The organism is Oceaniferula flava, assembly GCF_016811075.1.
GTDB classification, from domain to species: Bacteria; Verrucomicrobiota; Verrucomicrobiia; order Verrucomicrobiales; family Akkermansiaceae; genus Oceaniferula; species Oceaniferula flava.
The window spans coordinates 141,871-166,090 of sequence record NZ_JAFBGL010000007.1 but is presented as its reverse complement, the minus strand read 5'-3'; the positions used below and the strand labels follow the sequence as shown (position 1 = coordinate 166,090).

Annotated in this window: 19 protein-coding genes; 9 read left to right on the top strand and 10 right to left on the bottom strand. The window is 56.2% G+C overall.

The annotated features are described in order from the left end of the window. Positions 1-179: 179 nt before the first annotated feature. From JO972_RS11710 to JO972_RS11675, 8 genes are all read right to left on the bottom strand, one after another. Positions 180-674 (bottom strand): hypothetical protein, encoded by a 495-nt coding sequence (locus JO972_RS11710; RefSeq protein WP_309490240.1) that lies wholly within the window; start codon positions 672-674, stop codon positions 180-182. 566 nt (positions 675-1,240) lie between these two features. Continuing rightward, the gene (locus tag JO972_RS11705) at positions 1,241-2,830 is read right to left on the bottom strand and encodes a hypothetical protein (RefSeq protein WP_309490239.1); all 1,590 of its coding nucleotides are present in this window, start codon (positions 2,828-2,830) and stop codon (positions 1,241-1,243) included. 235 nt (positions 2,831-3,065) lie between these two features. Beyond that, a complete protein-coding gene (locus JO972_RS11700) occupies positions 3,066-3,683 on the bottom strand; it encodes a PEP-CTERM sorting domain-containing protein (protein ID WP_309490238.1) in 618 nt (205 codons plus the stop codon). 502 nt (positions 3,684-4,185) lie between these two features. Continuing rightward, positions 4,186-5,028 carry a hypothetical protein gene (locus tag JO972_RS11695; protein WP_309490237.1) on the bottom strand — a complete coding sequence of 281 codons (843 nt, stop codon included), beginning with the start codon at positions 5,026-5,028 and terminating at the stop codon, positions 4,186-4,188. Between the two features lie 343 nt (positions 5,029-5,371). Continuing rightward, positions 5,372-6,577: a zinc metallochaperone GTPase ZigA gene (zigA, locus tag JO972_RS11690; protein ID WP_309490236.1), complete on the bottom strand. Its 1,206-nt coding sequence runs from the start codon at positions 6,575-6,577 to the stop codon at positions 5,372-5,374. Then, complete coding sequence (locus tag JO972_RS11685) at positions 6,574-7,773, bottom strand: NAD(P)/FAD-dependent oxidoreductase (RefSeq protein ID WP_309490235.1); 1,200 nt, start codon at positions 7,771-7,773, stop codon at positions 6,574-6,576. The genes zigA and JO972_RS11685 overlap by 4 nt, the downstream gene beginning before the upstream one ends. Further along, on the bottom strand, positions 7,770-7,976 hold the full coding sequence (locus JO972_RS11680) for a hypothetical protein (RefSeq protein WP_309490234.1): 207 nt from the start codon (positions 7,974-7,976) through the stop codon (positions 7,770-7,772). The genes JO972_RS11685 and JO972_RS11680 overlap by 4 nt, the downstream gene beginning before the upstream one ends. A 20-nt stretch (positions 7,977-7,996) precedes the next feature. Then, complete coding sequence (locus tag JO972_RS11675) at positions 7,997-9,730, bottom strand: nucleoside recognition domain-containing protein (RefSeq protein WP_309490233.1); 1,734 nt, start codon at positions 9,728-9,730, stop codon at positions 7,997-7,999. A 296-nt stretch (positions 9,731-10,026) separates the two neighbouring features. Here JO972_RS11675 and JO972_RS11670 point away from each other — a divergent pair, with 296 nt between their 5' ends. From JO972_RS11670 to JO972_RS11655, 4 genes are all read left to right on the top strand, one after another. Continuing rightward, positions 10,027-11,076, top strand: coding sequence for a DUF2891 domain-containing protein (locus JO972_RS11670; protein ID WP_309490232.1), 1,050 nt, complete (start codon positions 10,027-10,029; stop codon positions 11,074-11,076). 204 nt (positions 11,077-11,280) lie between these two features. Next, a complete protein-coding gene (locus tag JO972_RS11665) occupies positions 11,281-11,568 on the top strand; it encodes an ArsR/SmtB family transcription factor (RefSeq protein ID WP_309490231.1) in 288 nt (95 codons plus the stop codon). An 8-nt stretch (positions 11,569-11,576) separates the two neighbouring features. Next, positions 11,577-12,872, top strand: coding sequence for a permease (locus tag JO972_RS11660; RefSeq protein ID WP_309490230.1), 1,296 nt, complete (start codon positions 11,577-11,579; stop codon positions 12,870-12,872). Between the two features lie 34 nt (positions 12,873-12,906). Beyond that, a complete protein-coding gene (locus tag JO972_RS11655; RefSeq protein ID WP_309490229.1) occupies positions 12,907-13,140 on the top strand; it encodes a thioredoxin family protein in 234 nt (77 codons plus the stop codon). Positions 13,141-13,173: 33 nt separating this feature from the next. Here JO972_RS11655 and JO972_RS11650 read toward each other — a convergent pair whose 3' ends face one another. Beyond that, positions 13,174-14,799, bottom strand: coding sequence for a cation:proton antiporter domain-containing protein (locus JO972_RS11650; protein ID WP_309490228.1), 1,626 nt, complete (start codon positions 14,797-14,799; stop codon positions 13,174-13,176). A 144-nt stretch (positions 14,800-14,943) separates the two neighbouring features. On the opposite strand from JO972_RS11650, the gene JO972_RS11645 reads away from it, so the two are divergent. The 3 genes from JO972_RS11645 (at position 14,944) to JO972_RS11635 (ending at position 18,452) form a co-directional block, all read left to right on the top strand. After that, positions 14,944-16,056 (top strand): GNAT family N-acetyltransferase, encoded by a 1,113-nt coding sequence (locus JO972_RS11645; protein WP_309490227.1) that lies wholly within the window; start codon positions 14,944-14,946, stop codon positions 16,054-16,056. Between the two features lie 172 nt (positions 16,057-16,228). After that, positions 16,229-17,026: a PEP-CTERM sorting domain-containing protein gene (locus tag JO972_RS11640; protein WP_309490226.1), complete on the top strand. Its 798-nt coding sequence runs from the start codon at positions 16,229-16,231 to the stop codon at positions 17,024-17,026. Positions 17,027-17,231: 205 nt separating this feature from the next. After that, positions 17,232-18,452 (top strand): FKBP-type peptidyl-prolyl cis-trans isomerase, encoded by a 1,221-nt coding sequence (locus JO972_RS11635; RefSeq protein WP_309490225.1) that lies wholly within the window; start codon positions 17,232-17,234, stop codon positions 18,450-18,452. A 127-nt stretch (positions 18,453-18,579) separates the two neighbouring features. Here JO972_RS11635 and JO972_RS11630 read toward each other — a convergent pair whose 3' ends face one another. Next, positions 18,580-19,143 carry a DsrE family protein gene (locus tag JO972_RS11630; RefSeq protein WP_309490224.1) on the bottom strand — a complete coding sequence of 188 codons (564 nt, stop codon included), beginning with the start codon at positions 19,141-19,143 and terminating at the stop codon, positions 18,580-18,582. 227 nt (positions 19,144-19,370) lie between these two features. On the opposite strand from JO972_RS11630, the gene JO972_RS11625 reads away from it, so the two are divergent. Next, positions 19,371-19,739 (top strand): putative quinol monooxygenase, encoded by a 369-nt coding sequence (locus JO972_RS11625; RefSeq protein ID WP_309490223.1) that lies wholly within the window; start codon positions 19,371-19,373, stop codon positions 19,737-19,739. 408 nt (positions 19,740-20,147) lie between these two features. Further along, entirely contained in the window at positions 20,148-24,107 is a 3,960-nt protein-coding gene (locus JO972_RS11620; RefSeq protein WP_309490222.1) for a choice-of-anchor Q domain-containing protein, read from the top strand. The last annotated feature ends 113 nt before the right edge of the window (positions 24,108-24,220 follow it).

Here is a 24,220-nt window from a genome sequence, read left to right as displayed (position 1 = left end):
CGCAGTGCGCCTTCTTCTTGATGGAACGTGAAGTCGTTTAGCGGCTGTTCTGTAGCCAGAAAAAAGCCGGCGTGGACGAATCCACGACGGCTTTTTGGTTGAATGATTGTTGAGTCGTAAGATCAGTCGGAAAGCTCTGCTTGAGCCCGGTAATTTTGATAAAGACGACGTGGTAGAGTTTACTTCATCACGTAAACATCCATGTATTCCGGAAGTTGATTCGCATATTTTCTCCGCTGTGCCGGAGTGACATACACATCAAAGACGTAGTATTTGCCTTTCGAAGCAGTTTTGCGTGTCACGGCACTTCCGCGGTCTTGGACGAGAAAATTTCCGTCGCCTACGATCCCTTTCAATTTTGGAATGGATAGTTTAGTTCCGAATTTGAATTTGGGGTGGGCGGCTACGGTGACTCCGATCTTGGACCGCTTGGTTTTAGGACAGGCATTTCGTGAGCCCCATTTGTCCTGTCCAATCGAATAGTAGGTAATTCTGGCCCGGATTTTCACTCGTTTTGGCTTGGAGGCGGTATCGGATAAATCGTGCAGTGCCGGAGATGGCTGCGTGGTGCTGTTGGCTTGAGACACCTGTGTGAATACGGGGGAAAACAGCAACAAGATGATTGCTGTGATACGGCTGGATATGGGCTTCTTGGCTGAGGTATTTGAAGGCATTGTATTGGGGGTTTGGTGATAAAATGACTAGTGAGAGGAGCGACGTTTTTTCGCGTCGAGAGGCTTGGGGGAGGGGCGTGTAATCTCTTAAGTCATTGTGAGTCAACTCTCATTTCTATTTTTTTTAGTGTCGAGGGGGGCTAATGACCATGCTTGAGACGTGGTTTAGCTACCCAGAGAGGGGGCGAGCCGTGAATGGTGGCTCGATGCCAAAAGGCTCAGAAAAACACGGCCTGAACCTTGTTTTATCTACCGCTATGGCGCTTCAGCAGCGTGCGTCCAGACACGAAAAAGGATCGTGGAGACGCAAGGCATGGACAGGGTGCATTTGATCCATTTCGGTCAAATATCGACACAATGGTGCCCATCAAGGGGGATTGCAGGACGACTAGGCTAGGGATTTTTTACCGCCAAATACGCCAAAGAAGCGAAAATTTCATATCCTGATACAACATTCCTGATGATTCCCATGAAGCTTTTAGAGCAGCACAGTGACCGCGCTCTAAAAAGACCCTATTTTCGCGTAATTGGCGTATTTCGCGGTCTAATCTGTGCCTACTGTGTTTTTATTCTCCCTGGCTTGAGTGGCCTGGGGTGATGTTGTGGAATACGGTGATCGATAGCGGAGGTAGTGTTGCAGTCACGCTGCCGTCACGCACTTCGACATCTTTGCCCGCGCCCCAGGTAGGTTGTTCATCGTACGGAGACTTGCCGGCGAACGACCAGCTGGACAGTTGATCGGTCGCTTGAAAACCCGGGATGTTGAGGGTCGTTTCCTGGGCCTGCTGGGTGCGATTGACCACCCAGATGGCGAGCTTCGAGGAGTCTTTCGAGGAGCTGGCCCAGCAGCGGATGGGGCCATCGGGGCAATCGACCGCCACCATTCTGTCCTGCAAAAAACGTCCCATGATCTCGATGGCACGGCCTTGTGGTAAAATGGAGTTATCCGGAGCGAAGGCGTTGGCATAGTCGGTTGGGTTATTTTTGCCCCACGGATTGTGGGTCACCCAGAAATGCAGGAAACGCACGCGATCATCCATCGCCACACCGGTGGCTAACATTTCAAAGGTAATCATCGCGCTGGTGATGCTGTTCTTCTCACGATCAGCAGGCACGTCCTTGACCCCGGCGCAGAAACTCGAGAATTCGGTGATGAGAATCTCGGTGCTTTGCTTCCGGTCATCCGGTGCCACCTTGTCGATGATCGAGAGCACCTTAGCAGAATCCTTCATGAATGATCCCGTGCTATTCAGATAGTCTTCATAGGTCTTCATCCAGCCCATGTAGTGATGGACGACAACAAAGTCCACGAGCTCTGGAAATTGTGCGAGGGCTTCGGTGGCGTAAGCCTTGCCGCTGAAAGTTCCAAGACCGACCCGGATGCTGGGATCGACCTTCTTCATCCGTGTGGCCATTTTCTGATAGAGTTTTAAGTATTGCTCCTTGGGCATCAGCTTGCGCAGCTGGGGGAGATCCACTTCGTTTCCTATCTCCCAGTATTTGATACCGAGCTTGCGCGTGACGTTGGCGTAGCGAACCCATTCCTCGGCATTGCGGAGGATGTCTTCCTCCGTGAACTCGGCACCGGGGAAAAGGTGTCCATGGCTGGAAACGAGCACCACTGGCTCCGTGTTGCTCGCACGACACATGGTGATGAACTCATCGAAATCGAGTGTTTCTGCCTTGTAGCTTCCATCCGGGTTCACAGCCCACGACCACGGACCTGGGTATTTTTTCTTGGTGATGACCCGAGGTTGCAAAGCGACCTCCTTGGGGGCTCCCAGACGCAAGTCGTGGAACAGGTAGTTCTCGGCAAGCGTTCCCATTGGAAAGCGTAATGAGCCTGTGCGCATGGACTTGAACACCCCTGCAAACGGTTTGATGTCCGGACCTGTCGCATCGTCGTTGAGAAAACTCATGCAATAGCCAGTGGGATTGACCTCGATCCGCCGTGTGGTCTTGCTGCTATCAATGCCGATCACAACGCCTGTCGCGTCCGCTTTTTCTGACTCAACAGCCCCGAGGGGTTCAATCAGACCCGCCGAGAGCAGCACCGTCAAACAGGCAGACAAGGCCCCGGAAAGCAGTCCTCTGCGGGGTTGAACTTTCGTTCTGCTGGCAAATGCTTGAAGTGAGGTGGTAGCGCGTGCTGTCATGGGATGGGTTAATGGACGAGTGATGGGGCCGAGGGAAGCGATGTCCCAGCCTCCCTACTAAACGGTGATGAAGTGGCACTTGTATCAAAATCGATCGATTTCATTAAAAATGGGCTGCGTCCTGTTTGTTGCACCGCCATGGTGAAGTCTCTGCGCTTGGCGCATGAGAATAAAAAACGCCGCATCCCTGGTCAGGAGCGGCGCTTTGTTGAAGTCGTATTGGAAAGTCTAGAGGTTAACGACGCCGGCGAAGCAAACCAAGACCGCCGGCCAATCCGAGTAGCGCCAATGAGCTGGGCTCTGGAACTGCTTGTAGGGTAACTCCTGCGTAGCTGAAGTAGTAACTGGATTGATTATTTCCTGTCCCATCGTCCGCGAATACCTGAAGTTCACCTGCAGAGTTGGCTGTCGCTTCGCCGAGGCTTAAGTAGTAGGCTGTAACGCCTGAGGTGATGTCTAGATCGGTAAAGACGCTGCCAGTATCAGTAGGGTTCGTTACTGGAGCCTGAGTGAGTGCCGTTGGGGTCAAGCCGGCGGAAAAGTTGGTGTTGAAATAGTATAGATTCGTGTAAATGGCTCCGACATTATAAGATTGATTCGGAATCAAGTTTGTAATCGTGGTGACAGCGATTTCAGGAATAAGGCTGTGGTTGAATCCAGTTGAGGCGTCAATGGTTGTGTTTGAGATGGACCACCCATGGTCGGTTACAGCTTCGCCAGTCGATAAATCAACGGTATTACCAGTATTGGCATCGATGAATGTTCCAGCTTCAGCAAGTGTAATGGCCGATGCAGTTCCTGCTGTCATCGAGACAATGGATATGAGGGTCATCAATCTGAACGTGTTTTTCATAGTAGTGATAATAATTTTTTAAGTTTAATTTTAGAACTAGATTGGGGCCTGAAATCTAATACACATATTAGATGATAATATGTAGATTAGCTCTTTCTATACACTATTGAAAAGAAGTGATAATGCTCAGACAGTCAACGACTTTTGATAGTGTAGGATACTCATGGGAATACTTATTATTTTATAACTTGCTTATGTCGAGTCACTTGGTTGTTAGCCTTTCACTGAAACAATTTGTATGTGTATTTGATGGGTTCTGTCACGAGATGCTTGGAAAGCAGTTTTTATCATAATAGAAACTAAAAATTCACGGTGGAAGAGCGAGGTCGAGTGATGCACTATGGTTTGCGAAATTCGCTGTCACACGGTTAGTTTTTCTAACGAATTTTGAACCTGTTAGCAGAGACTCCAAAGACGGGTGTTGGATGGCTGCTCTTGTTAATTTCTTTGAGGAATTGGAGCAAGAGAGACGGCAGCTCAACATTCTGGTCAGAATGAGCTCTTAGCTTTCTCCCTTCGAGGTCGAGGCGGCGAGGACTTTGAGGAGCATAACCCAGATGGTAATGGCGAGGATGGCAAGCGGGAGCTGAAGTTCCGGCGGGAAGGAATAGACCATGAAGGCCATCGGAATCCAGAACGCCCAGTTGGCGATCAGGACAGGCAGCATCTGGGTTCCCCAAAATGTTCTGAAGGGGAAGATACGTTTGCGCACGGCCTCGAAGGAGAAGCCTTGGTTTTTCCAAAGATAGGAAAAACATTGATAGGGGTTGGCTAGGAGAACGGTCCAGACGAACTGATCAAAGGCGACCTTGGTCGCGAGCACGCCGAGGGTATTCCCCGCTCCGAACCACTCGTTCTGCAAGGGATAGCGATAGTAGGTCGAGAGCCCCATGAGACCGAAGAGAGCAAAATTGAAGACCGCGTTCAGGCTGTTCTCACGTGTCCACTGCCTCGTCTCAGAAGACATGACACTAACAAATTCCACCAAGAACCCAACAGATAAGCCCATACCGATCATGGGAAAGAGGGGCCCCATGATTTCCTGAGCCGTGACCAAACCAGCAAAGATGAAATGCGTTGCTGGCACGGTGTAATAGAGGATGGAAATAGCCGCCATCAGGGTCCAGACTATCAAGGCTGGCTTGAAGGTCATCTTAGCAGCCTGAACACCCAGACGGATGCTGCCGCTGATCATGTCATCCCAGTATGGCGGGTCGGCAGCGACCTGATGGGCGTCGTAATTCCAGACCAACGACTCCTCAGAGAGCTGATTGCGGCCACGGTAATGTCGGCGTCCGCTGCTGGATGAAGCCAGTGGCTGGTCGAGTGTCAGTTGGTAAAACATGGCAGGGAAAGGGTGAAGAATGACTGAATGAGAAGAACTTCGAAAAAGCAGAAGTGTTCTGGATAGCGATGCGTATCGGGGAGCAGGGAGTCCTGGTTCTTTTGCCGCGAAGCTAGCAGCCCATGTGCCAACGCGTATGAAAGGCACTCATCGAATGAAGCCATGTATTTAAGGTGGCAGTGAAGAGACTCAACAATCTGCCGTTATCCCCCTAGATTGATGCAGAATCTCCCCTCATCGCACAAGGGCGAGAGGGGAGATGTAAGGGGGGCTTGCGTGGGTGTTAGATCTCCATATCATGAATGCATTAGCTGTGTTCATGTGGGGAAATCGGCTCAATCAATTAGTATCCTAACATTTTCATGTCCCATTCAGGGAAGGGGTCTGTCATGTTTTCCGTCCACTTTTTTCGATCCATTGCGATCTCTGTTTCCGTGAGCAGGCATGCGTCTAACATGTCTGTCAGCGCTTTCTGATCCATGTTTCTGCCGATGAGAACGATTTCTTGTCGGCAGTCGCCGTTGTTGCCTTTCCAGACGCGCTCGATGTGTGCCCGGTCGTCCGGCCAATATTCCTCGGGGATGGCCGCCCAAAAATAGCCGGCGCATTGGTGGCGGGAGACGGCTCCCGACTGCGACCAGAAACCGGCATGCATCAGGCGAGTCGCTAACCAAAAGACACCTTTTGAACGAATCACTCCCGGCCACTCTTGTTGCAGGCAGTGGTAAAAGCGCTCGGGATGAAATGGGACGCGGCGTTCGTAGATGAAGTTAGAGATACCGTATTCCTCGGTTTCCGGAGTGTGCTCGACCAGTGAATCGAGCCAGCCTTTTTGCGCGGAAGCCTGGTCGGGATCATAGAGCCCGGTGCCGATGACGGCATCGAGTGGGATTTGAGCTTCCTGGGTATCGTAGACTTTCGCCTGTGGGTTGAGGGCGCGAATCATGCCGTGAACGGTGTTCAATTCCTCAGGGGAAACGAGGTCCGTCTTGTTGACGAGAATGACATTGGCGAAGTCCACTTGATCGGTGAGCAGGTCGACAATGCTGCGCTCGTCTTCATCGCCGACCGCTTCGCCCCGGTCATCGAGAGACTCGGTGCTGCTGTAATCGTGCAGGAAGTTAGGCGCATCCACCACGGTCACCATGGTATCGAGCCTGGCAATATCGCCGAGCGACTGACCATTTTCGTCCTCGAAGGTGAAGGTCTCGGCAACTGGCATCGGCTCGGACACACCGGTAGATTCGATGACGAGGTGATCGAAGCGGTTCTCGCGCGCGAGCTTACCCACTTCCACCAGGAGGTCTTCACGCAGGGTGCAGCAGATGCATCCATTGGACATCTCGACCATTTTTTCCTCGGTCTGGGAAAGCGAGGCGTCGCTCGAGCGAATCAGGTCGGCATCGATATTGACCTCCGACATGTCATTGACGATGACGGCAATTCGCTTGCCCTCGCGGTTGCGTAGGAGGTGGTTGAGTAGGGTGGTTTTTCCTGCTCCGAGGAAGCCGGAGAGGACGGTCACGGGTAGTTCTTTTTTCGCATTCATAACTGAGCAAAGGAGGCGGGTTCTGGAGTTTCGGCATCGTCTGGATCGATCGCGCACTCGCAGTTGGTGCAGCAGTCGAGGTCACGATTCATAAAGCCGGCATCGGCGTAGGTTTTGAGGTTTGCTTCGACTTCCGGTAGCCCCAGTCGGGTGGCAATCTCGGCGGCGATGACTCCGAAGCGTGCACGGAATTTGTAGATGAAGCAGAAGAGCGCGTTGCGATGCACGAGCGCAGGCCCGCTGTAAAAGAGTCCCGGAGTCCGTGTCGATTCATCGGCTTCCTCGGTGAAAATCGGGTTGTTTGATTCGTCATATTCGAAGTGGTCGGAGACGATTCCGAGACCATTGTGGAAGCCATTGGCGAGGATGGGTCGAGTGGTTGTTGCCAACGGTATCTCGTCCTGGTCACGCAAGGTCCAAAAGCCCGGGCCCTTTTCAATGCTCTTGATGGTGGTGTTTTTCACAAACTCGATCAGCCCAGCTTTCTCGGGCGTTTTCAGAAGCTCGCGGAGCCGATCCAGGGTGCGTGGACTGAGTGAACGTGAAGGATCAGGATCGTCCGACGCCCACGGCTCACCTCGCGAAATCAGACGCACGGATTTCCCCAGATGAACTAGGTTCAAGGCGGCATCAACACCACTTTCGTATCCTCCGATCACGGTGAACTCGTCACCCTCAAGCGCCGACCAATCTGGCACGCGCGAGCTGTGCAGGGCGTGTTCAGCTCCGGGGAAATCATGGTCGCGCGGGTGGAAGAACTGTCCGGCGGCCCAGACCACGTAGTCGGCATGAATCTCGCCTTGCTCGGACTGCACGATAAATCTAGCCGATTCCTTTTTCACACTAGTGACTTTCACCCCCGGGCGGACGGGAAGCTGAAAGTGAGAAACGATTGCTTCCAGATACTTGGCGTAGCCTTCTCCGTTAGGGTGCTGGGTATGGAGAAAATCAGCCGGGGAGGTGTCGGGATCGATGGAGTTCAGATCGGTGAGGCCGAATGCGTTCGAGTAAAACGAGGGCGTCAGCAGGGACATCGTGTTTGGCCAGGCGCGAAACGCGGCTCCGACTTCTCGCGCGTCGATGACAAGTTGGTCGGTCACTCCGGCGCGCTGCAGTGCGAGCGATACGCCCAGTCCAGCTGGGCCAGCGCCGACAATGAGGACTCGGGTGTGTGTGATGTGGAGATGTTTTTTCATGCTTCGGAGAGTGCTTGTTGGAACCAGCCGACGACCTTTTGGTGATAAGGCGCGCCGTAGAGACGGATGAAGGTTTGCGTTTCTGCGGCGTTCTCGTCCTCGAGCACGGACAGGCGTTCGCTGCAGTAATCGTGATTGAGAGTGAGCCCGGCGCGATCGATCATCGTGCTGCGCCAATCGTGGTAGTTGGTGAACAGGTTCATGGTTGTTAGGTTTGAGTTAGTTAAAAAATGAGAGCGCCGCCCCAAGCGATGATGAGGGCAAAACCGGAGGCCCAGGCCATCTGCCGAGCGCAGAGTTTTGCCGCGAATTTCCAACGCATTTCGCGGATGATGGTGAACACCGTCACCAGGCAGGGTAGGAGAACTCCGGCGAGGTAAACGGTTGTGAGCACTTGCGCCGGCGTGCTCAGCGCCACCTTCAGTGAGCCGCTGGTGCTATCCAACAGACCGATCGCGATACCGTCTTTGCGGATCGATCCGAGAATCACCGCAGGGGCGGCTTCGCCGGGAAGATGAAAGATGGCGAGCATCGGAGCGAGCAGCTTGGAGAGACCGTGAAGCACCCCCAGCCAATCCAACAACGCGGCGGCAAGGCAGATCACGATGAAGACCGGAAAGGCCATGACGACAAAGGATTTCAAGCTGCTGGCGACCTCGCGCAACACCGAGCGCCATGAGGGTGGCGCGAGCGAGTCAGGCTTCGTCAGGATGAGTTGATTGCTGGCTAACCGAAGGATCTTTGGCGTGGTGAAGCGCAAGTAAACCAAGGTGGTCAGCGCGAGCACGATGAGGTAAACCACCCCCATCCCTGTCATCCCCGCAGCCGCAAAAACGGCGAGAGTGGCGGGCAGCTGATAGGAACAGGCCGAGCCGAAGGAAATGGCGGACACACAAGCACCACGCGAGCAGCTGTGACATGACCGACTGGAAACAATGGCCGGAACCTTGCAGCCAAAACCCATCACCACCCGCACGAGGTCACGCCCGCCAATGCCAAAGGGCCGCAGCCATGGGTGCACGGCCAGCGAGATCCGATCGATCAAGCCACTCGACTTGTAGACCGCCAACATCAGCGAAAAACTCAGAATGGTCGGCACGGCATAGAGGATGAGAAACGGCAGCATCGCCAACAGTCCGTAGTTTCCTCCAAACAGGGCACTGGGCAAACTCGGCCAGGCGGCCACCATCGTGAGCCCAGGCTCTAGCAGAGTGGCGAGAGGGTCGTAGAGCCAGTTGGCAAAGCGATTGGTATAGATCATCGAAACGACCGCTGGAGCGAAGAGCAGCAAAAGTGCCACGAGAGGCTGTGAACTGGCACGCTCGAGCAGGCTCTCGCGTTGATCTTTCGAAGGGGCCGGAAGATCGAGCTGCGCAGGAAGTGATTCAGGAAAGCGGCCGAGTGTGCTCGAGGGCGCGGAAGCGACGGCGCGGATGGCATCGGCCTGCTGAGCCTGTAACTGGCGCGCATTGAGCAGGAAAACAGGCACCCCAAGTCGCTCCGAAAGTTCCTTGGTTTGAACCTGGTGCTCGGGGTCCAAGCGGTCTTGAAACGTGAGTGCGATAAAGCCTCGTTTTCCGGCAATGGACGGCAGCAGCGCCGGGAGCTCTTCGGCGGCGCGGTCGGCGCGGGCGACCAACATCACGCGATCGGAGTCGACAACCTGAGCCATGGCCGATCGACTCGCCGAGCTCTCGGACTCACGCAAAATCCCAGGGGTATCGGTCCATGCGATCTCTCCATCGCGATACGTCTCACAGGCAATCGTGGACCCTCGAAAGTTTTCAGGGAATGGCAACTTACCAGTGAGTGAGGCCAGAAGCTGAGTCTTCCCCACACTCTCCCCGCCACACACCACACAGGTGCAAGTGGGAGATGTACAAGAACCTACCTTGCGTGCCTCGGCACGATGGCGAGACGATGAGGCTAGCGGTGAATGGGGCGTGAGATTGATCATTGGGAGACGAGGAAATCGCGATGAAGCCGCCGCTGAATCAGCACGCAACGCGCATGGCTTATCGATGGAACTGCGAGACGGCGGCGAACTAGATTCTCTGCCAGAAGCGTGTGGATCAGTTGGCGTCTCGCTAACGCAACTAAGTTGCAAAAGTGGTCAGTGACAAGAACTAATGCAACAAAGTTGCGTTTGTGGATGGCCTTAGTTCGCTGAGTGCCCCTTGTGGCCGATGTTTTTTCAGTGCAAATCGGTCGTGTTGCGCTAGTTCATGGAGCAGCGCGATCGATATGTGACCGATGAAAATTTACCTAATCCTAATGATGATGTGTTCAAGTTTACTGGCTGAAAATGGAATGTCTGAGAAGCAGGCTGAAGAATTGGTGGAGCTGGCTTTGGCTGGTTTGAACCGAGAATACCCGAACAAACCAGGCCAGGTGATGAAGACGGCCGAGGATGTGATTTCGCCGCGTGAGATGTCGCCTGTATTTTTCGGACACTTCGACTGGCATTCGTCGGTGCACGGTCACTGGACCTTGGTGCGGATGCTGCGGCACTTTCCCAAGGCGGAATGGAATGCCAAGGTGAGGGCGGCATTGGATGCCAAGCTGACCAAGCAGGGGCTGCAGAAAGAGGCGGACCGACTTGCCGAGCATCCATCGTTCGAGCGCATGTATGGCTGGGCCTGGGCGCTGCGTCTGGGGCTGGAACTGCGTGCACTGGAGGACGAGCAGGGGAAACGATGGGCGGCTGCCTACCTGCCGCTGGAGCAAGTGATCGTGGGGCATGCCAAGGCTTATTTGCCGAAGCTCGACTGGCCGGTGCGCTGCGGTTTTCACCCGGAGTCCGGTTTTCCCCTGAGCCAGATGCTCGATTGGGCACGCGGCACGGGCGACGATGCATTTGAAAAATTGTTAGTTTCCAAAGCGCGCCAATTCTACGGCAAGGACAGCGCCTACCCAGTGCGCTACGAGCCGAGCGGAAACGACTTCTTTTCCCCGGGATTGAACGAAGCGGATCTGATGCGGCGCGTGCTGCCTACCGCTGAATTCCGCCAGTGGTTGGCGGCCTTTTTCCCGAACTTTGATCTGGGAAATCTCAGCCAGCCGGTATCGGTGAGTGACTTGGACGACGGGCACCTGGTGCACCTTGTCGGGCTCAACCTGAGTCGGGCGTGGACCATGCGCGGCATCGCCGGAGTGCTCGATGGACCGGAAAAAGCGACCCTGCTCGAAGCCGCCAAAAAGCACCAGGAAGCCGGCCTGAAAGACACCTTCAGCGGCAGCTACGAAGGCGAGCATTGGTTAGGATCCTTTGCGGTCTACCTGCTGACCGGTGTCGGGCAGTAAGGGGCGGACATCGCAGGGATGTCATGGTGCGATCCCCGGCAGCCTAGGGATCGCGCGTGCTGGTTAGGCCTTCTGATAGGGATACCCAACACTCCCATCAATCAGCCAAAGCTTGGCGTTTGGGCGCTTTGTGGCCGCTCCACTAACAAGAAACCTTAAAAAATCCACTTGATGTATTTAGTTATTTAGCTAATTAAAGAATAGATGGAATTGAGAAAACGAGCGATGGTATTCAAGGCCCTAGGGCATCCGGCACGATTGGCAGTGGTGGAGCGGCTTGGTCGGGGGGAATGCTGCGTGTGCGAGATTCTCGACGGCACCGAGTTCGCGAGCTTGAGTGGCGCGACGCTTTCCCAACATTTGTTAGTGTTGAAAAACGCGGGAGTGATCGGCGCAGAAAAGCGGGGCATCAAGATTTTCTATCGTCTGCTGATGCCCTGCGTGGCGCAGATTTCACTCTGTGTGGGCGATGCAACAGAGCTTCAAACCTAATCGTCACCATGAAAATTCCAACAGAAGAGCTTAAAACCGCCGGCTGGTTGGTCGGTATCTTATCGGCATTGTATTTTCTGCCGGTCGGCACCCCGCGCTTTGACAGCGCGGTGAACGAATCGCTTGAGCTCGCCAAGTGGTATGCCCGCGAGCATGTCATCCTCTGTTTGGTTCCTGCTTTTTTCATCGCTGGAGCGATCGGGGCATTCATCAGCCAGAACTCTGTGATCCGCTACCTCGGGGGCAAGGCGAAGTCGGTAGTCGCTTACTCCGTAGCTGCGGTATCAGGCACGATTCTCGCGGTGTGTTCCTGCACGGTGCTACCGCTCTTTGCTGGAATTTATCGTCTTGGGGCTGGCATTGGTCCGGCGACTGCTTTTTTGTATTCCGGTCCGGCGATCAATGCGCTCGCCATCATTCTAACGGCTCGGGTGCTGGGCTGGGAACTGGGGCTCGCTCGTGCCATCTGCGCCATCGTATTTTCCGTGGTGATTGGCGTTGCCATGGCCTGGTTGTTCCGCAAGGAGGAGGCCGAACGTCAGTCGCAGGTGGCCCAAATGCCAGAAGAAGAACCCTCTCGCCCGCTGTGGCAAACGGCGTCTTTTGTAGGCGCACTGATTGGAATTTTAGTCTTTGCCAACTGGGGTGGCGCTGGAGACCCGGGGTTTTTCGGAAAAGTTTACACGCTCAAATGGCTGATCACCTCCACCTTTGCGCTACTGCTGGGGCTGATGCTGTGGCGTTGGCATGCATGTTCGGCGCTGAAGATTGCCGTCACCGCGCTGGCCACAGCCGCCGCTGGCCTCATCTTTGGAAAACCGGAAGCCGCCTTCCTCGCTGCCACGGCTGGGCTGGCATGGATGACGGCCGGACGTGACGGCGAGATTGGCGAATGGTTCGATCAAACCTGGTCGTTTGCGAAACAAATCATCCCTTTACTTGTCGGCGGTGTGCTGGTCGCAGGACTGCTGCTCGGGCGCCCTGGCCAAGAAGGGCTGATTCCATCCGAATGGATTGCTTCCCTGCTCGGCGGCAATTCGCTTGGAGCCAATGCCTTCGCCTCTGTCGCTGGCACCTTGATGTATTTCGCCACCCTCACGGAGATTCCGGTGATCCAAGGCCTGGTGGGGAACGGCATGGGCAAAGGCCCGGCGCTGGCCCTGTTACTGGCCGGGCCTGCCCTGAGTTTGCCAAACATGTTAGTGATTCGCTCCATCCTTGGAACCCGCAAGACCCTCTCATTTGTGGCGCTCACGGTGGTTCTTTCCACGGTCACCGGCTGGGCATTCGGCATGCTTTTTTGAGCGATTTCTTACTCACCATCAACCCATTGATACCATGAAAATACAAATACTCGGCACCGGTTGTGCCAAATGCAAAGCCTTGACCTCCGCCACCCAAGCGGCTGCCGACCGTCTAGGTCTCGACTATGAACTTGAAAAGATCACCGATTTCATGCGCTTCGCCGACTTCGGCGTGATGATCACGCCGGCACTCTGCGTCGATGGCCAACTGAAGGTATCCGGAAAGGTTCCGTCGGAGAGCGAGCTGGAAAAATATCTGCAGTCTTAATCTGCACACTGACCGGCGGCTGCGCTGGAAAAATCAGCTGTCCCTGACTTCGTTGGCGGCGCGCCAGGAGGCGACGAGGTCCGGGCGCTGCTGCAGGAAGACGTTGTAGATGTGATTGGCGAAGTTCACCCCCGCCTGGGCGTAGAGGTTGAAGGCGGCGTCCACGCCTGTGTCTCGTAACTCCTGCACCTCGTAGTCCTGCTTGCCACTGACGATCACGACTCCGGAATAATGGTGCCGTTTGAGGGTTTCGATGGCGTGGAGGTGGGCTTTGTGGGACGGCATCGCCAGCACCACCATGTCGAGGTCATCGTTCGGGCAGACCCGTTCCCAGAAATCGGAGTCGGTGGCATCGGCCAGTCGGACGTTGCGCTCGGCTTCTTGGTGAATGGCGATTTTTTCCGGGCTGCGGTCGAAACCGATGATGTGTCCTGGGAAGCGATGTTCCAGTGTGTGGTAAGCGGCCAGACCGACCCGACCCATGCCAAAGATGGCGACCCGCTCCCGGCCCTTGATGGCGGCGAAATCGCCCTCGTGCTCACCGGGGCGCTCGAAGCGTTTCAGCCAATCGCTGATGGGATCGTAGAGGCTCTCGGCGCGTCGGTTCAGGGGTGCGGCGATGAGGAAACTGAGGGAGAGAGCAAGGGCCACGGCGATTAGCCACTCGGTTCCCATCCACCCCTTGGCGACACCGAGCGAGGCGACGATCAGGCCGAACTCGCTGTAGGTGGAAAGTGAAAACGAGGTCATCCACGCCGTGCGTGCGCGCATGTGAAACCGGGTCAGCAGGAAAAAGAAGCCGATGCTTTTCAGAGGCAACAGCACCAGCGCCATCAGCCCCCAGCCGAGCGCCTGCAAGGTGAGCGCCCCCTCGAGGCCGACTTGCAGGAAGAAGCCGACTAATAATAGATCGGTGACGTGGTTCAGCGACTTCTTGAGCTCGCTGGCCCGCGGATGCCAGCCGACCATCACCCCGATGAACAGCGCGCCGAGGTCTGCTTTCAGCCCTACCAGATCAAAGCCCTTGGCGCCAATGACCAGGGCGAGCATCAGTCCGCAGAGTGACAGCAGTTCGCCGTGACCCGCCCGGTTCATGATCCAGCCCAACACGGGCCGACCGATAATCAACGCAGGCACGAGGATCAGGCTCCAGGTGCTGGGGAACTTGCCGGTGGAGACGGTCAAGAACAGCACCGCGATGATATCTTGCATCACCAGGATCCCCACCGCGGCCTTGCCATGCAGCGCACCGAGGTCGCCATTTTCCACCAGGGATTTGATGGCAAAGACGGTGCTGGAAAAACTCAGCGCGAAGGCGAGCAGCAGGGCGGTCTGCCATTCCATGCCCAAGTCCGGCGTGGCCAGTGCCGCGATGCCGAGAATCACCGGGGCAAAAAGCAGCAGGACCAGCGTGGCATGTAGACTCGTGCCCGCCCAGATTTCCGGTCGGCCAAGCGACTTAACCTGCAGCTTCAAACCGATGCTGAAAAGTAAAAGTGTCACCCCGAGGTTGGCGATGACTTCCAGTCCCTCGCCGCCTTTTTGCCCCATCGCCTGGAGCACGAAGCCGGCGATCAAAAAGCCCACCATCGGCGGCAAACGGAACTGCTGGGCGATCAACCCAAAAACAAAAGCAACGGCGATAAGTAAGGAATCCATGCGACGGCACGAACTAAGCAGTAATCATACCCATTTCCAATCCACTTTCGTTTGCTTGAGCGCTTATCGGCAAAGTGCGCTTGTTGACAGAGCGAGGCTGGATGTGGCAGGGTCTGCTACGCGAAGACTGTTAGGTTCGATCCCATGCCCTCCACCCAATCCATCTCTCTGATCACTTCCTGGTCAGAAGTTCGCCAACAGCTCGCTCCACACTGGGACGAAATTCTCGAGCGCAGCGCCTACCCAAGCGTTTTCCAAACCTGGGATTATATCGATGCTTGGATGGGTCAGGCCGGTGTGGCTTTCGCTCCGCAAGTCATTGTTGTGGAGGAAAACGGGGAGCCGATCGCGATCGCGCCGATGACGCTGGGGCCGATGATGGTGATGGGAAAACCACTGCTCCGTCAGCTCACCTTCCTCGGTTGCGGTGGTTTTGGTCTCTCCGAGTACTTGGATTTCCTGATCCCCGAGGGGCGCGAGCAGGAACTGCTGCCAGCGATCTTTGCGGAGCTCAAGGGGGCGACCGGCGGGCAGTGGGACGTGATCAATTTCCCCCTGATGCGTGCAGAGGCTGCCAGCACCTCCTGGCTGCGCGAGCACCTGACCGCACACATGGGAGTCAGGCTGGAACCCGAGGACCGCTGCGACTCACCCTACCTGCCACTGCCTGCCAGCTGGGATGATTTTATGGGCTCGCGCTCGCCGAGCTTCCGCAAAGCCTTTAAGCGGAAGTGGAACAAGCTGCACCGGGAGCATGAGGTGAAGCTGCTCGAGGTTGGCGTGGATTGCTCGGTGGAGGATGGCATCGAACACATCGTGCATCTCCATAACCAACGCTGGGGCGAAGAGAGTCAGGCATTTTCAGACGCTCAATTCGCCGCCTTGCATCGCGAGCTGGCCCCACGACTGCATGCTGCGCAGCGATTGTGTATCATCTTGTTAGAAATCGATGGCGAGATCGCAGCCGGCCGCTATGACTTTGTCTATCGCGGTGTGCTGTGGAATTACCAAAGTGGCTGGCTGCCGAAATACCAGAAGCTTTCTCCGGGCGTAGTCATGTTAGGTCACTCCCTGCAATGGGCGATGCGACACGGCCTGAAGGAATATGACTTCCTGATCGGCGAGTCGGCCTACAAGGCATCGTGGTCGTCGGCCGAACGCCAGCTAGCCTCCCTCCAGGCCTTTCACCCACAGAGCATGCGCGCCAAGGCCTTTCAAGTCGTCAGAGCGTTGAAAAGAATGGCCCGACGAAATTGAGGCCTGGCGGTGCTTCTCGATGATCATTGTTCCAGAGGATGTCCGGAACTGTCATATACCAGAATCCTCTTGGCACGGCGGATGGGTGGTCTATATTAGCTAATACCTTGGTATCTTTCGTTGACCCTTCGACGTGTCGCCAAGTGAATCACACACACACAATTGAAACACTATGAAACCTCTTAATCAGCTTCTACTGGTTCCCACCCTTGGCGCCGTCAGCTTGCTTCATAGCGCCCATGCAGCCATCATTTACAATGCCTCGACCAGCAACTCAGGCATTGTTGGCAATGCTGTAAATCTGACATCGAATAGCTTTACCGGCACGACTGGGGCTCTTACTGTGACAACAGACGCCTCGGGGAACAATAACGCCTCTGGCATTGCGAGTAACGACGACATCAACACCCTCAAAGGATCTGCGTTGCTAGCCACCGATACGGTAACGATGAAGATGATTGTTACCAACACGACGGGTGTCAACAACCTGAGAGCCAACGGAATTGAGTTTGGCATGTCACCCAACGGCACTGGCTTCCGCCCAGCTGAAAATCTGATCTTTCAAATTGATGCGGATAACGACGACAGTGGAATGGCGATTGATAATTTTTACGATCCTGACCTTACTCTCAATGTTGCTGGATGGGCTGTGACGGAAGCGAGTTTGGCTGATGGTTTTACCGTGACTTTGGTGGCGGATAGTGACGGATTCACCTTTACCTTGTTTGATATTGAAGAGGTGGGGAACTTGAGCAACACGACGCTCTCTTATTCGAATACTTTCACAGGTAGCCAGTTCGTGGATAACTTTGGCGGAGGTCACATGTATTACACTCGTCAGGGAACTGCAGGCGAAGTGGATGTTAATATCAGTGAATTTAGTATTGATGTGACTCCCATTCCCGAGCCATCTGCCGCCGGGCTTCTTGGCCTTTCAGGCTTGGCATTGATTCTGCGCCGTCGTCGCTAGGCTGGGATTCCATTCTTGATTTGAAATGTTCAAACTCGCCCCCGCATTTGCCGGGTGCGAGTTTTTTTGTGGAGACGTCTGGAGGGAGTGACGTCTGGATTCGGGGCGAGGGTGTCGATTTTCCCGCACTTCCAGCGATCATTGTATGGCATTAAGGGGCTGCGGGTGGTTGACAGATGCGGTGTGGCGTGGATGCTCGTCCTCCATGAACGTCCCATCCTTCTCGAGACCACTGATGACTGCTGCTGTGATGGCAGCGCTGCCCACCATTGCGATTGCCGAGGGGGTTCCGGAAAACAACATTGCCGCCTCCTCCGAGGAAGCGGCCCAACCTAAGAATAATATGCCAGAAACACCTGCTGATGTAGCCGCCGCCCCCGCCGATGCCTTGAAGACCGAGAGCGGTCTCGCATCGAAAATTCAACAAGCCGGAACCGGCGATGCAAAACCCACCGCCGCTGACACGGTGACCGTTCACTACTCCGGCTGGACGACCGATGGGAAAATGTTCGATAGCTCGGTCAAACGCGGCGAGCCCAGCAGCTTTCCTCTCGGCCAGGTGATTGCCGGATGGACCGAAGGCCTGCAGCTGATGGTTGTCGGTGAAAAACGTCGTTTCTGGATCCCCGAGGACCTTGCTTACGGCCCTGTCGTTGAAGGCAGCGGTCGCCCGGGTGGCATGCTTTGCTTCGATGTGGAGCTGCTCGGCATCAAAGAAGCTCCCAAACCACCTGCGGACGCCGAGAAAACCGAAGGCGGAGTCGTCTACAAGGTGATCAAAGAAGGCTCCGGCGAAAAGCCAGTCCAGGATCATGTGGTGACCTTCCACTTCACCGCCAAGACAATGGAGGGCCAAATCATGCAGGATACCCGCAAAGAGCCAACACCACCAAGTATCCCACTCGACAAATTGCCGGCAGCACTCGCTGAGCTTCTTGGCGAGATGCAAGTTGGCGAGCAGCGCCAAGCGTGGCTGCCCGAGCCACAGGCACCCGGCGGATTCATCGTCGCGGACCTCGAGCTCGTTTCCTCCAAGGAAGCTCCACCAGCACCCGCCGTGCCTGAAGACGTGGCTGCCGTGCCTGCCGATGCCAAGAAAACCGCAAGCGGTCTGGCCTACAAGGTCCTCAGCGAGGGCACAGGCAAAGAGAAACCCAAGGCAAGCGACACCGTGAAGGTGCACTACTCCGGCTGGACGACCGACGGAGAAATGTTCGACAGCTCAGTCACCCGTGGTGAGCCCACTCAGTTCCCGCTCAATGGCGTGATCAAAGGATGGACCGAAGGCGTGCAGCTGATGGTCCCCGGTGAGAAGCGTCGCTTCTGGATTCCTGCTGACCTTGCCTACGGCCCAGCCGTTCCTGGTAGCGGTCGCCCCGGTGGCATGCTTGTGTTTGATATCGAGCTGCTAGAGATCGTTCGCTAGTCGCGGTTCCCACACGCATTTTTAAAAAGCCGAATATCTCACTGCGTGTGAGGTATTCGGCTTTGATTGTTATGAGGGGTGGCTTCGGTGGCTGCGACACTGAATGCTTGCCTTGGTCGCGTGGTTCTTACTCGAACTTGATATACGCGTAACCGAGTTGCTGCAGGCTGATTAACCTTGGAAAGGCACCGACGACGGTGGCGATATCCTTGGATACAAAATCCCCGGCCACGATGCCCTTTTGCTCCATTGAGCTCTCACAGACTTCGATGCTGACGCCGCGTTGCAACAGCTCTTGGATTAACTTGAGGTTGGGGTTGGCTTCACCGCCATCAGCTTTGAGTTTCTTGCGCGTTTTGGCATCCACGAGTGCCGTTAGCGAGCTACCGTGAAAAACGAGGTGGAGGTCGATTTCTTTGTCGGCCACTCCCTGCTTACTGTAAGTGTCTAACAGTTTCTTGGCGTAGGTCAGTCCACGGTTGCTGGTGCCTTTGAGTCGATCGTCGCTGATCTGGTAAACCACCTTGATGTTCGTGGTCACCTGCAGCGGGATCTTGGGATTGCCGCTGTCGTGTTGCGTGACTCCCGTGCGGGTGGCATCCTGAGCGATGGCGATCGGTGTGCCCGCGGCCAGCATCAGGATCAAGCTGGCTAGTTTAGTTTTTCTCGTCGTTGCTTTGCGTGATGTCATGCAGGTAGGATACGTCGGAAAATAGATTGTTCCAAAAAAGTTGGAAAAGCTTCCGCCTTGTTAAGATTCATTCCCGTCCAGAGCGGCTGCGGGCCACGCATTGCCTATGCCGGTCATGATGGAAAACCAACGGGGTGAAACCACGCGAGATCCTGCCCGTTTTTCGACCTAGTTGGCGTCGATTTTCCCCATTGACTTGAGCCGTTCCTTCACCAAGTTAGGAAGCCATGAGCCAATTATCCAAAGCGATCAGTATCCACCCGTATTTCAAAATCAACGAAGGCCGTCTGGAGGACTTCAAGAAGAACATCGCTGACTTCATCTCCCGCACTCAGACTGAGGACAAGTGCTTTTACTACGACTTCAGCTATTGCGAGGAGGAAAACATCGCTTACTGCCGCGAAGCCTACGAAGGTGCCGATGGCATCCTGACCCACCTTGAAAATGTCAACGGTCAGATCGAAAACGCGCTGACCATGTCGGACATGATTCGCCTGGAAATCCACGGCCCGGCTGAAGAACTCGCCAAGCTGAAAGAACCACTGTCCGAGCTCCCTGTGAGCTTCTATGAGCACGTCGACGGTGCCAAATTCTAAGACTTTTTTTGAGCGTTCGTAGATAGCCATCACGAACCAACATCCCTAGGGAGGCAGGCCATCAGTGGCTGCCTCCCTTTTTTTATCTCCACCGCCCGCTCTGCTTGACCGGTGTGGGGGAGCACGCCGGGAGGCGCCAGCAGGAGGCATCGGTGACGAAAAAGTGTCTTTGGTCTGACAGAATGATCTTGGCACGATCCCTAAGACGATTATGTTATATGGCTAAAGATCAACCAGTAAGCCCCGCCGTCGTTCATGCCCGATTACTGATATCAGCTCGCTTCAGGCCCTCCGTCCGTCTCCCATTTCGAGGCTTTTTCACAGGCAACGACACCCAGGCGGCAGGAGAAGATGCATAGGAACTGTTCATGAACGTCGGTAAGGCGAACCCTAGCCAGTCCCATCGTCATGTGTCAACAACGCCTCCTTGCTCTTGCCGCCTGTTCCCTGTTTGCCTCGGCACCCACGCTCTTCGCCGCGACCCATTTTGTAAAATCCGGTGCCTCGGGCGCGGCGGATGGCAGCTCGTGGACCGATGCCTACACCCGCATTCAGGACGCGCTGGCCGCCGCCTCCTCCGGAGATCAGATTTGGGTGGCCGCCGGGACCTACTACCCGGACGTCGCCGGCTCCGGCCCCTTGGCCGATGACCGAATGGCATCCTTCGAACTGGTGGATGGCGTCGAGCTCTACGGTGGTTTTGCCGGCACGGAGACCGCCATTATTCAGCGCGATCTCTTTGTGAATGAAACTGTGCTGTCGGGTGAAATTCAGCAAGATGGTGATCTAGAAAATAACTCCTATCACGTTGTCGATGGCAGCGCGGCGGATGCCAGCGCCATCCTCAACGGCTTTGTCATCCGCGACGGCTGCGCCAATGGCACCGGCAATGAGTCCGGCGGCGGCGCATACATCGCACTCAGTCCGCTGGTGACCGACACCTCAGGGCCCCAGCTGCTGAACTGTCGCTTCGTCAATAACTCCGCCACGGGATCCGGAGGAGCTCTTTATTTATGGCTCAGCCCATCCACGTTCATCAACTGCGTCTTTTCGGGAAACACCGCCGAGTATGGTGGGGCGATGTATCTGAGAGACTCCAATCCCACTCTGGTCAATTGCACGGCGCAGGGAAATTACGCGGGTCACTTCAGTTCCGGTGCGGTGCTCTACATGACGGGTTCCGCCCCGGCGTTTACCAACTGCCTGTTCTGGGGCAATCGCAATCAGACATCGGACCTCACTTGGGTCGACATCAGCGGCGCGGGCAATGCTCCAAGCTTTGATAACTGCATGCTTCAGGGGAAAAGCGACAGCAGTCTGAATGCCTACGGCAGCAATAACCTCGACGGCACCGACTCGGCAAACGATCCGCGATTTCTTGACCCCATCGATCCTCTCGATGCTCCCTCGGCCGCCGGCGAGCTCTTCCTCACCCCGGCATCCACGGCGGTGATTGATGCCGGTCTGAATGCCGTCAATTCCACTATCGCGGACGCCCGCAGCCGCGACCGTAAGCTCGATGGCGACGGCAATGCCTCCGCCACCATTGACCTCGGCGCCTACGAATTGATCGCGCCGATCTACGTGGACGAAAATGCCACCGGCGGCGAGGATGGGTCGTCGTGGGCCGATGCTTTCACCGATTTCCAAGATGCTCTCGATATCGCCGCTCCGGGCGACGAAATCTGGGTGGCCGAGGGGTTCTATCAACCGAGTAAGGCAACGGACATTTTGGTCGCTCGCTCACTCACCTATCTGATTCCGGATGCGGTGCGTGCGCGTGGCGGTTTTGCTACCGCTGAAACCCATCCGGACGAGCGAGATGTCCAGGCTCACCCATCCATCCTGTCCGGCAACTTCGGCGGCATTGTCTCGCATCTCGACGATGCGTTCCACGTGGTCACCCTCGACGGGGTGGGATCGCTCACCGAGTTTGATGGTTTCGAAGTCACCCGCGGCAGCGCCAATGAAAGCGCACCTTATCATCGTGGTGGCGGGATCCGAATCAATAACGGGGCGCCGCGTGTGCTCAACTGCACGTTGAGGAACAACTACGGCACCGCCGGGGCGGGTGCCCATGTTCAGGGTGCCTCGGCGGCCCGCTTCACCGGCTGCCGGTTCATCGATAATGAAGCGACATCCTCCGGTGGCGGCCTGAGCCTGACCAGTTCTTCTGTGGTGCGGGTGAACCGTTCGCATTTTGAGGACAACACGGCGCCATCCGGTGGTGGGATCGCTTGCTCGGGCTCATCGCCGCTTATTGTTAACAGCAGCTTCATTTCCAACAGCGCCGACGAGGGAGGTGGGGTATATCTGATCAACGGCTCCGATGCCCTCATCACCAACACCACCTTTCACGACAACGAGGCTACCACCAACGGCGGTGGTCTGCGGGTGGAGGACAGCGATCCGGTGATCACCAATACGATCGTGTGGGCCAATGAGATTGCGTCTTCCCTCACTTCGATCTCCGCCTCCATCGCGACCTCGAACGCCACCCCCAGCTATTCCCACTCCTTGCTGCAGCATCTCGACCTCTCAGGCTCGGGCGGGAACTTCGACGGCACCGATCCGGGAAACAATCCACGTTTCCGCAATGCGGCGGATGATTCCGGGCTGATCACCGAGGTCCGCCTGCAACCGAACTCCCCGGTGATCGACGCCGGTGACGACAGCGCATTGACCGGAGACATCGACTTCGATGCCGCACCCCGGATCGCGGACGGAAACCTCGACGGCACAGCCACCATGGATCTGGGGGCCTATGAGTTCCGCACGCCGATCTTTGTTGATCAGACTGCGCCGTCTCTTGGCGACGGAGCTTCCTGGACATCGGCGTTCAACTCCGTCACCACGGCCTTCGAGGCTGCCACACCCGGCGACACCATCTGGATCGCCGAAGGCACCTACACGCCTACCGGAGTGGCTGATCGCGACGATTACTTCAGCTTCCCTGCCGGCGTGCGAGTCTACGGAGGTTTTGCGGTGGGCGGTGGCGATTTCAGCAGTCGTGATGCATCCACTTACACCACGGCCTTGTCGGGAAAACGCGGCACCAATCCTGACGCATACCATTTTCACGCGGCCACAGCCGTCGATCTTGATCGCACCGCCTTCATCGATGGCCTGACTTTCCGTGACGGTAACGCCAATGGCCTCACCACCTCTGCGGAGGACACAGGGGGCGGGCTGCATCTTTTGAGTTGCACGCTCACGGTGCGCGATTGCCGCTTTGTGGACAACACCGGCGATAGCGGCGGTGGCATCGCGATCGCGGGGGGAGCGCCACTGATTAGCAACTGCCTGATTGAGCAAAACGACGCCACGGAAGGCGGCGGTGTCATGTTATGGAATACCGGAGCCACCCTGCTCAATTGCCGTATCCGTGGCAACACGGCGACCAACGGTGGCGGCATCCACTTCTACATCACCCCGGCCACCGCCTCGGTGATCAACCCCGTCATCAGTGGTAACTACGCGACCAGTGGCGGGGGTATGTTTTTCACCGGCGCTACTTCCTATATCGTCAACGCCACCGTCTCCGGCAACCGCGCATCAGTGGGCGGCGGCATGGCTCTCGACTACGATGCGGCACCGGTTCTGCGCGACGTCTTGATCTGGAATAACGCCATCGGGGCGGGCAACACCTCCGATCCTTCCTCGTCCGTGGCCATCATGAGCCAAACGATCGGCAGCAGCGAAGCCGAGTTCCATAACTCACTGGTGGAAAACTACAACAACGCCGGGCTGGTCGGGCTCGACTCCGATTCCTCGAACAACCTCAACGGCAACAATGCCGGCAACGACCCTGCCTTCGTCTCGCCGTCCGACGCCACCATGGCCCCCACCATCGCCGGCGACTTCCGCTTGAGCTCTGGCTCGCCAGTCATCGATATGGGGGAAAACACCGCCAATACCTCAAGCTACGACATCGCAGGAAACAGCCGCATTCTCAATGGCGTGATCGATCTCGGTGCCTACGAGGGCAGCGTCTCGGACATCAACTTTGCCTCCCTTTTCCCCGGCTTGAGCACCACCGGGGATGACAACCAGAATGGCCGATCCAATTACCTCGACTACGCCACCGGTGCCGACCCGACCGCGACCCACGATCCAGCCGGCTACCCCATTTTCACCGACGATCGATTCAGCTTCGGCGTGCGCGAGGGGGTGAGTGACGTTAAGTGGTCGCTGTGGGTATCCGAGACGCTTGAGCCCGGAACGTGGACGGAATTACTCCCGGGTAGCGGCTTCAGTGTCGAATCGGAAACCAGCTCGGCAGGGCGGCTGACAGTCGTCGTCGAGATCCTCCCGCCGGAGCCCTCTCCTGAGAAACGCTTCTTCCGGGTCGGCTATGATCAAGACTAGGCGGTGAAGATGGAAAAGGGGAAACGTTCCCCAGGAGCGCGACCGTGACCTGCAGGGAAGCGGCGCAGTAAACAGCACAAAAAAACCGTCGCCCGGTGTAGGCGACGGCTGAT

What these genes read in the sequence shown, in the direction of transcription:
- JO972_RS11710 (WP_309490240.1), bottom strand. Translation starts at nt 674, where the DNA reads ATGCCTTCAAATACCTCAGCCAAGAAGCCCATATCCAGCCGTATCACA.
- JO972_RS11705 (WP_309490239.1), bottom strand. Translation starts at nt 2,830, where the DNA reads ATGACAGCACGCGCTACCACCTCACTTCAAGCATTTGCCAGCAGAACG.
- JO972_RS11700 (WP_309490238.1), bottom strand. Translation starts at nt 3,683, where the DNA reads ATGAAAAACACGTTCAGATTGATGACCCTCATATCCATTGTCTCGATG.
- JO972_RS11695 (WP_309490237.1), bottom strand. Translation starts at nt 5,028, where the DNA reads ATGTTTTACCAACTGACACTCGACCAGCCACTGGCTTCATCCAGCAGC.
- zigA (WP_309490236.1), bottom strand. Translation starts at nt 6,577, where the DNA reads ATGAATGCGAAAAAAGAACTACCCGTGACCGTCCTCTCCGGCTTCCTC.
- JO972_RS11685 (WP_309490235.1), bottom strand. Translation starts at nt 7,773, where the DNA reads ATGAAAAAACATCTCCACATCACACACACCCGAGTCCTCATTGTCGGC.
- JO972_RS11680 (WP_309490234.1), bottom strand. Translation starts at nt 7,976, where the DNA reads ATGAACCTGTTCACCAACTACCACGATTGGCGCAGCACGATGATCGAT.
- JO972_RS11675 (WP_309490233.1), bottom strand. Translation starts at nt 9,730, where the DNA reads ATGATCAATCTCACGCCCCATTCACCGCTAGCCTCATCGTCTCGCCAT.
- JO972_RS11670 (WP_309490232.1), top strand. Translation starts at nt 10,027, where the DNA reads ATGAAAATTTACCTAATCCTAATGATGATGTGTTCAAGTTTACTGGCT.
- JO972_RS11665 (WP_309490231.1), top strand. Translation starts at nt 11,281, where the DNA reads ATGGAATTGAGAAAACGAGCGATGGTATTCAAGGCCCTAGGGCATCCG.
- JO972_RS11660 (WP_309490230.1), top strand. Translation starts at nt 11,577, where the DNA reads ATGAAAATTCCAACAGAAGAGCTTAAAACCGCCGGCTGGTTGGTCGGT.
- JO972_RS11655 (WP_309490229.1), top strand. Translation starts at nt 12,907, where the DNA reads ATGAAAATACAAATACTCGGCACCGGTTGTGCCAAATGCAAAGCCTTG.
- JO972_RS11650 (WP_309490228.1), bottom strand. Translation starts at nt 14,799, where the DNA reads ATGGATTCCTTACTTATCGCCGTTGCTTTTGTTTTTGGGTTGATCGCC.
- JO972_RS11645 (WP_309490227.1), top strand. Translation starts at nt 14,944, where the DNA reads ATGCCCTCCACCCAATCCATCTCTCTGATCACTTCCTGGTCAGAAGTT.
- JO972_RS11640 (WP_309490226.1), top strand. Translation starts at nt 16,229, where the DNA reads ATGAAACCTCTTAATCAGCTTCTACTGGTTCCCACCCTTGGCGCCGTC.
- JO972_RS11635 (WP_309490225.1), top strand. Translation starts at nt 17,232, where the DNA reads ATGAACGTCCCATCCTTCTCGAGACCACTGATGACTGCTGCTGTGATG.
- JO972_RS11630 (WP_309490224.1), bottom strand. Translation starts at nt 19,143, where the DNA reads ATGACATCACGCAAAGCAACGACGAGAAAAACTAAACTAGCCAGCTTG.
- JO972_RS11625 (WP_309490223.1), top strand. Translation starts at nt 19,371, where the DNA reads ATGAGCCAATTATCCAAAGCGATCAGTATCCACCCGTATTTCAAAATC.
- JO972_RS11620 (WP_309490222.1), top strand. Translation starts at nt 20,148, where the DNA reads ATGTGTCAACAACGCCTCCTTGCTCTTGCCGCCTGTTCCCTGTTTGCC.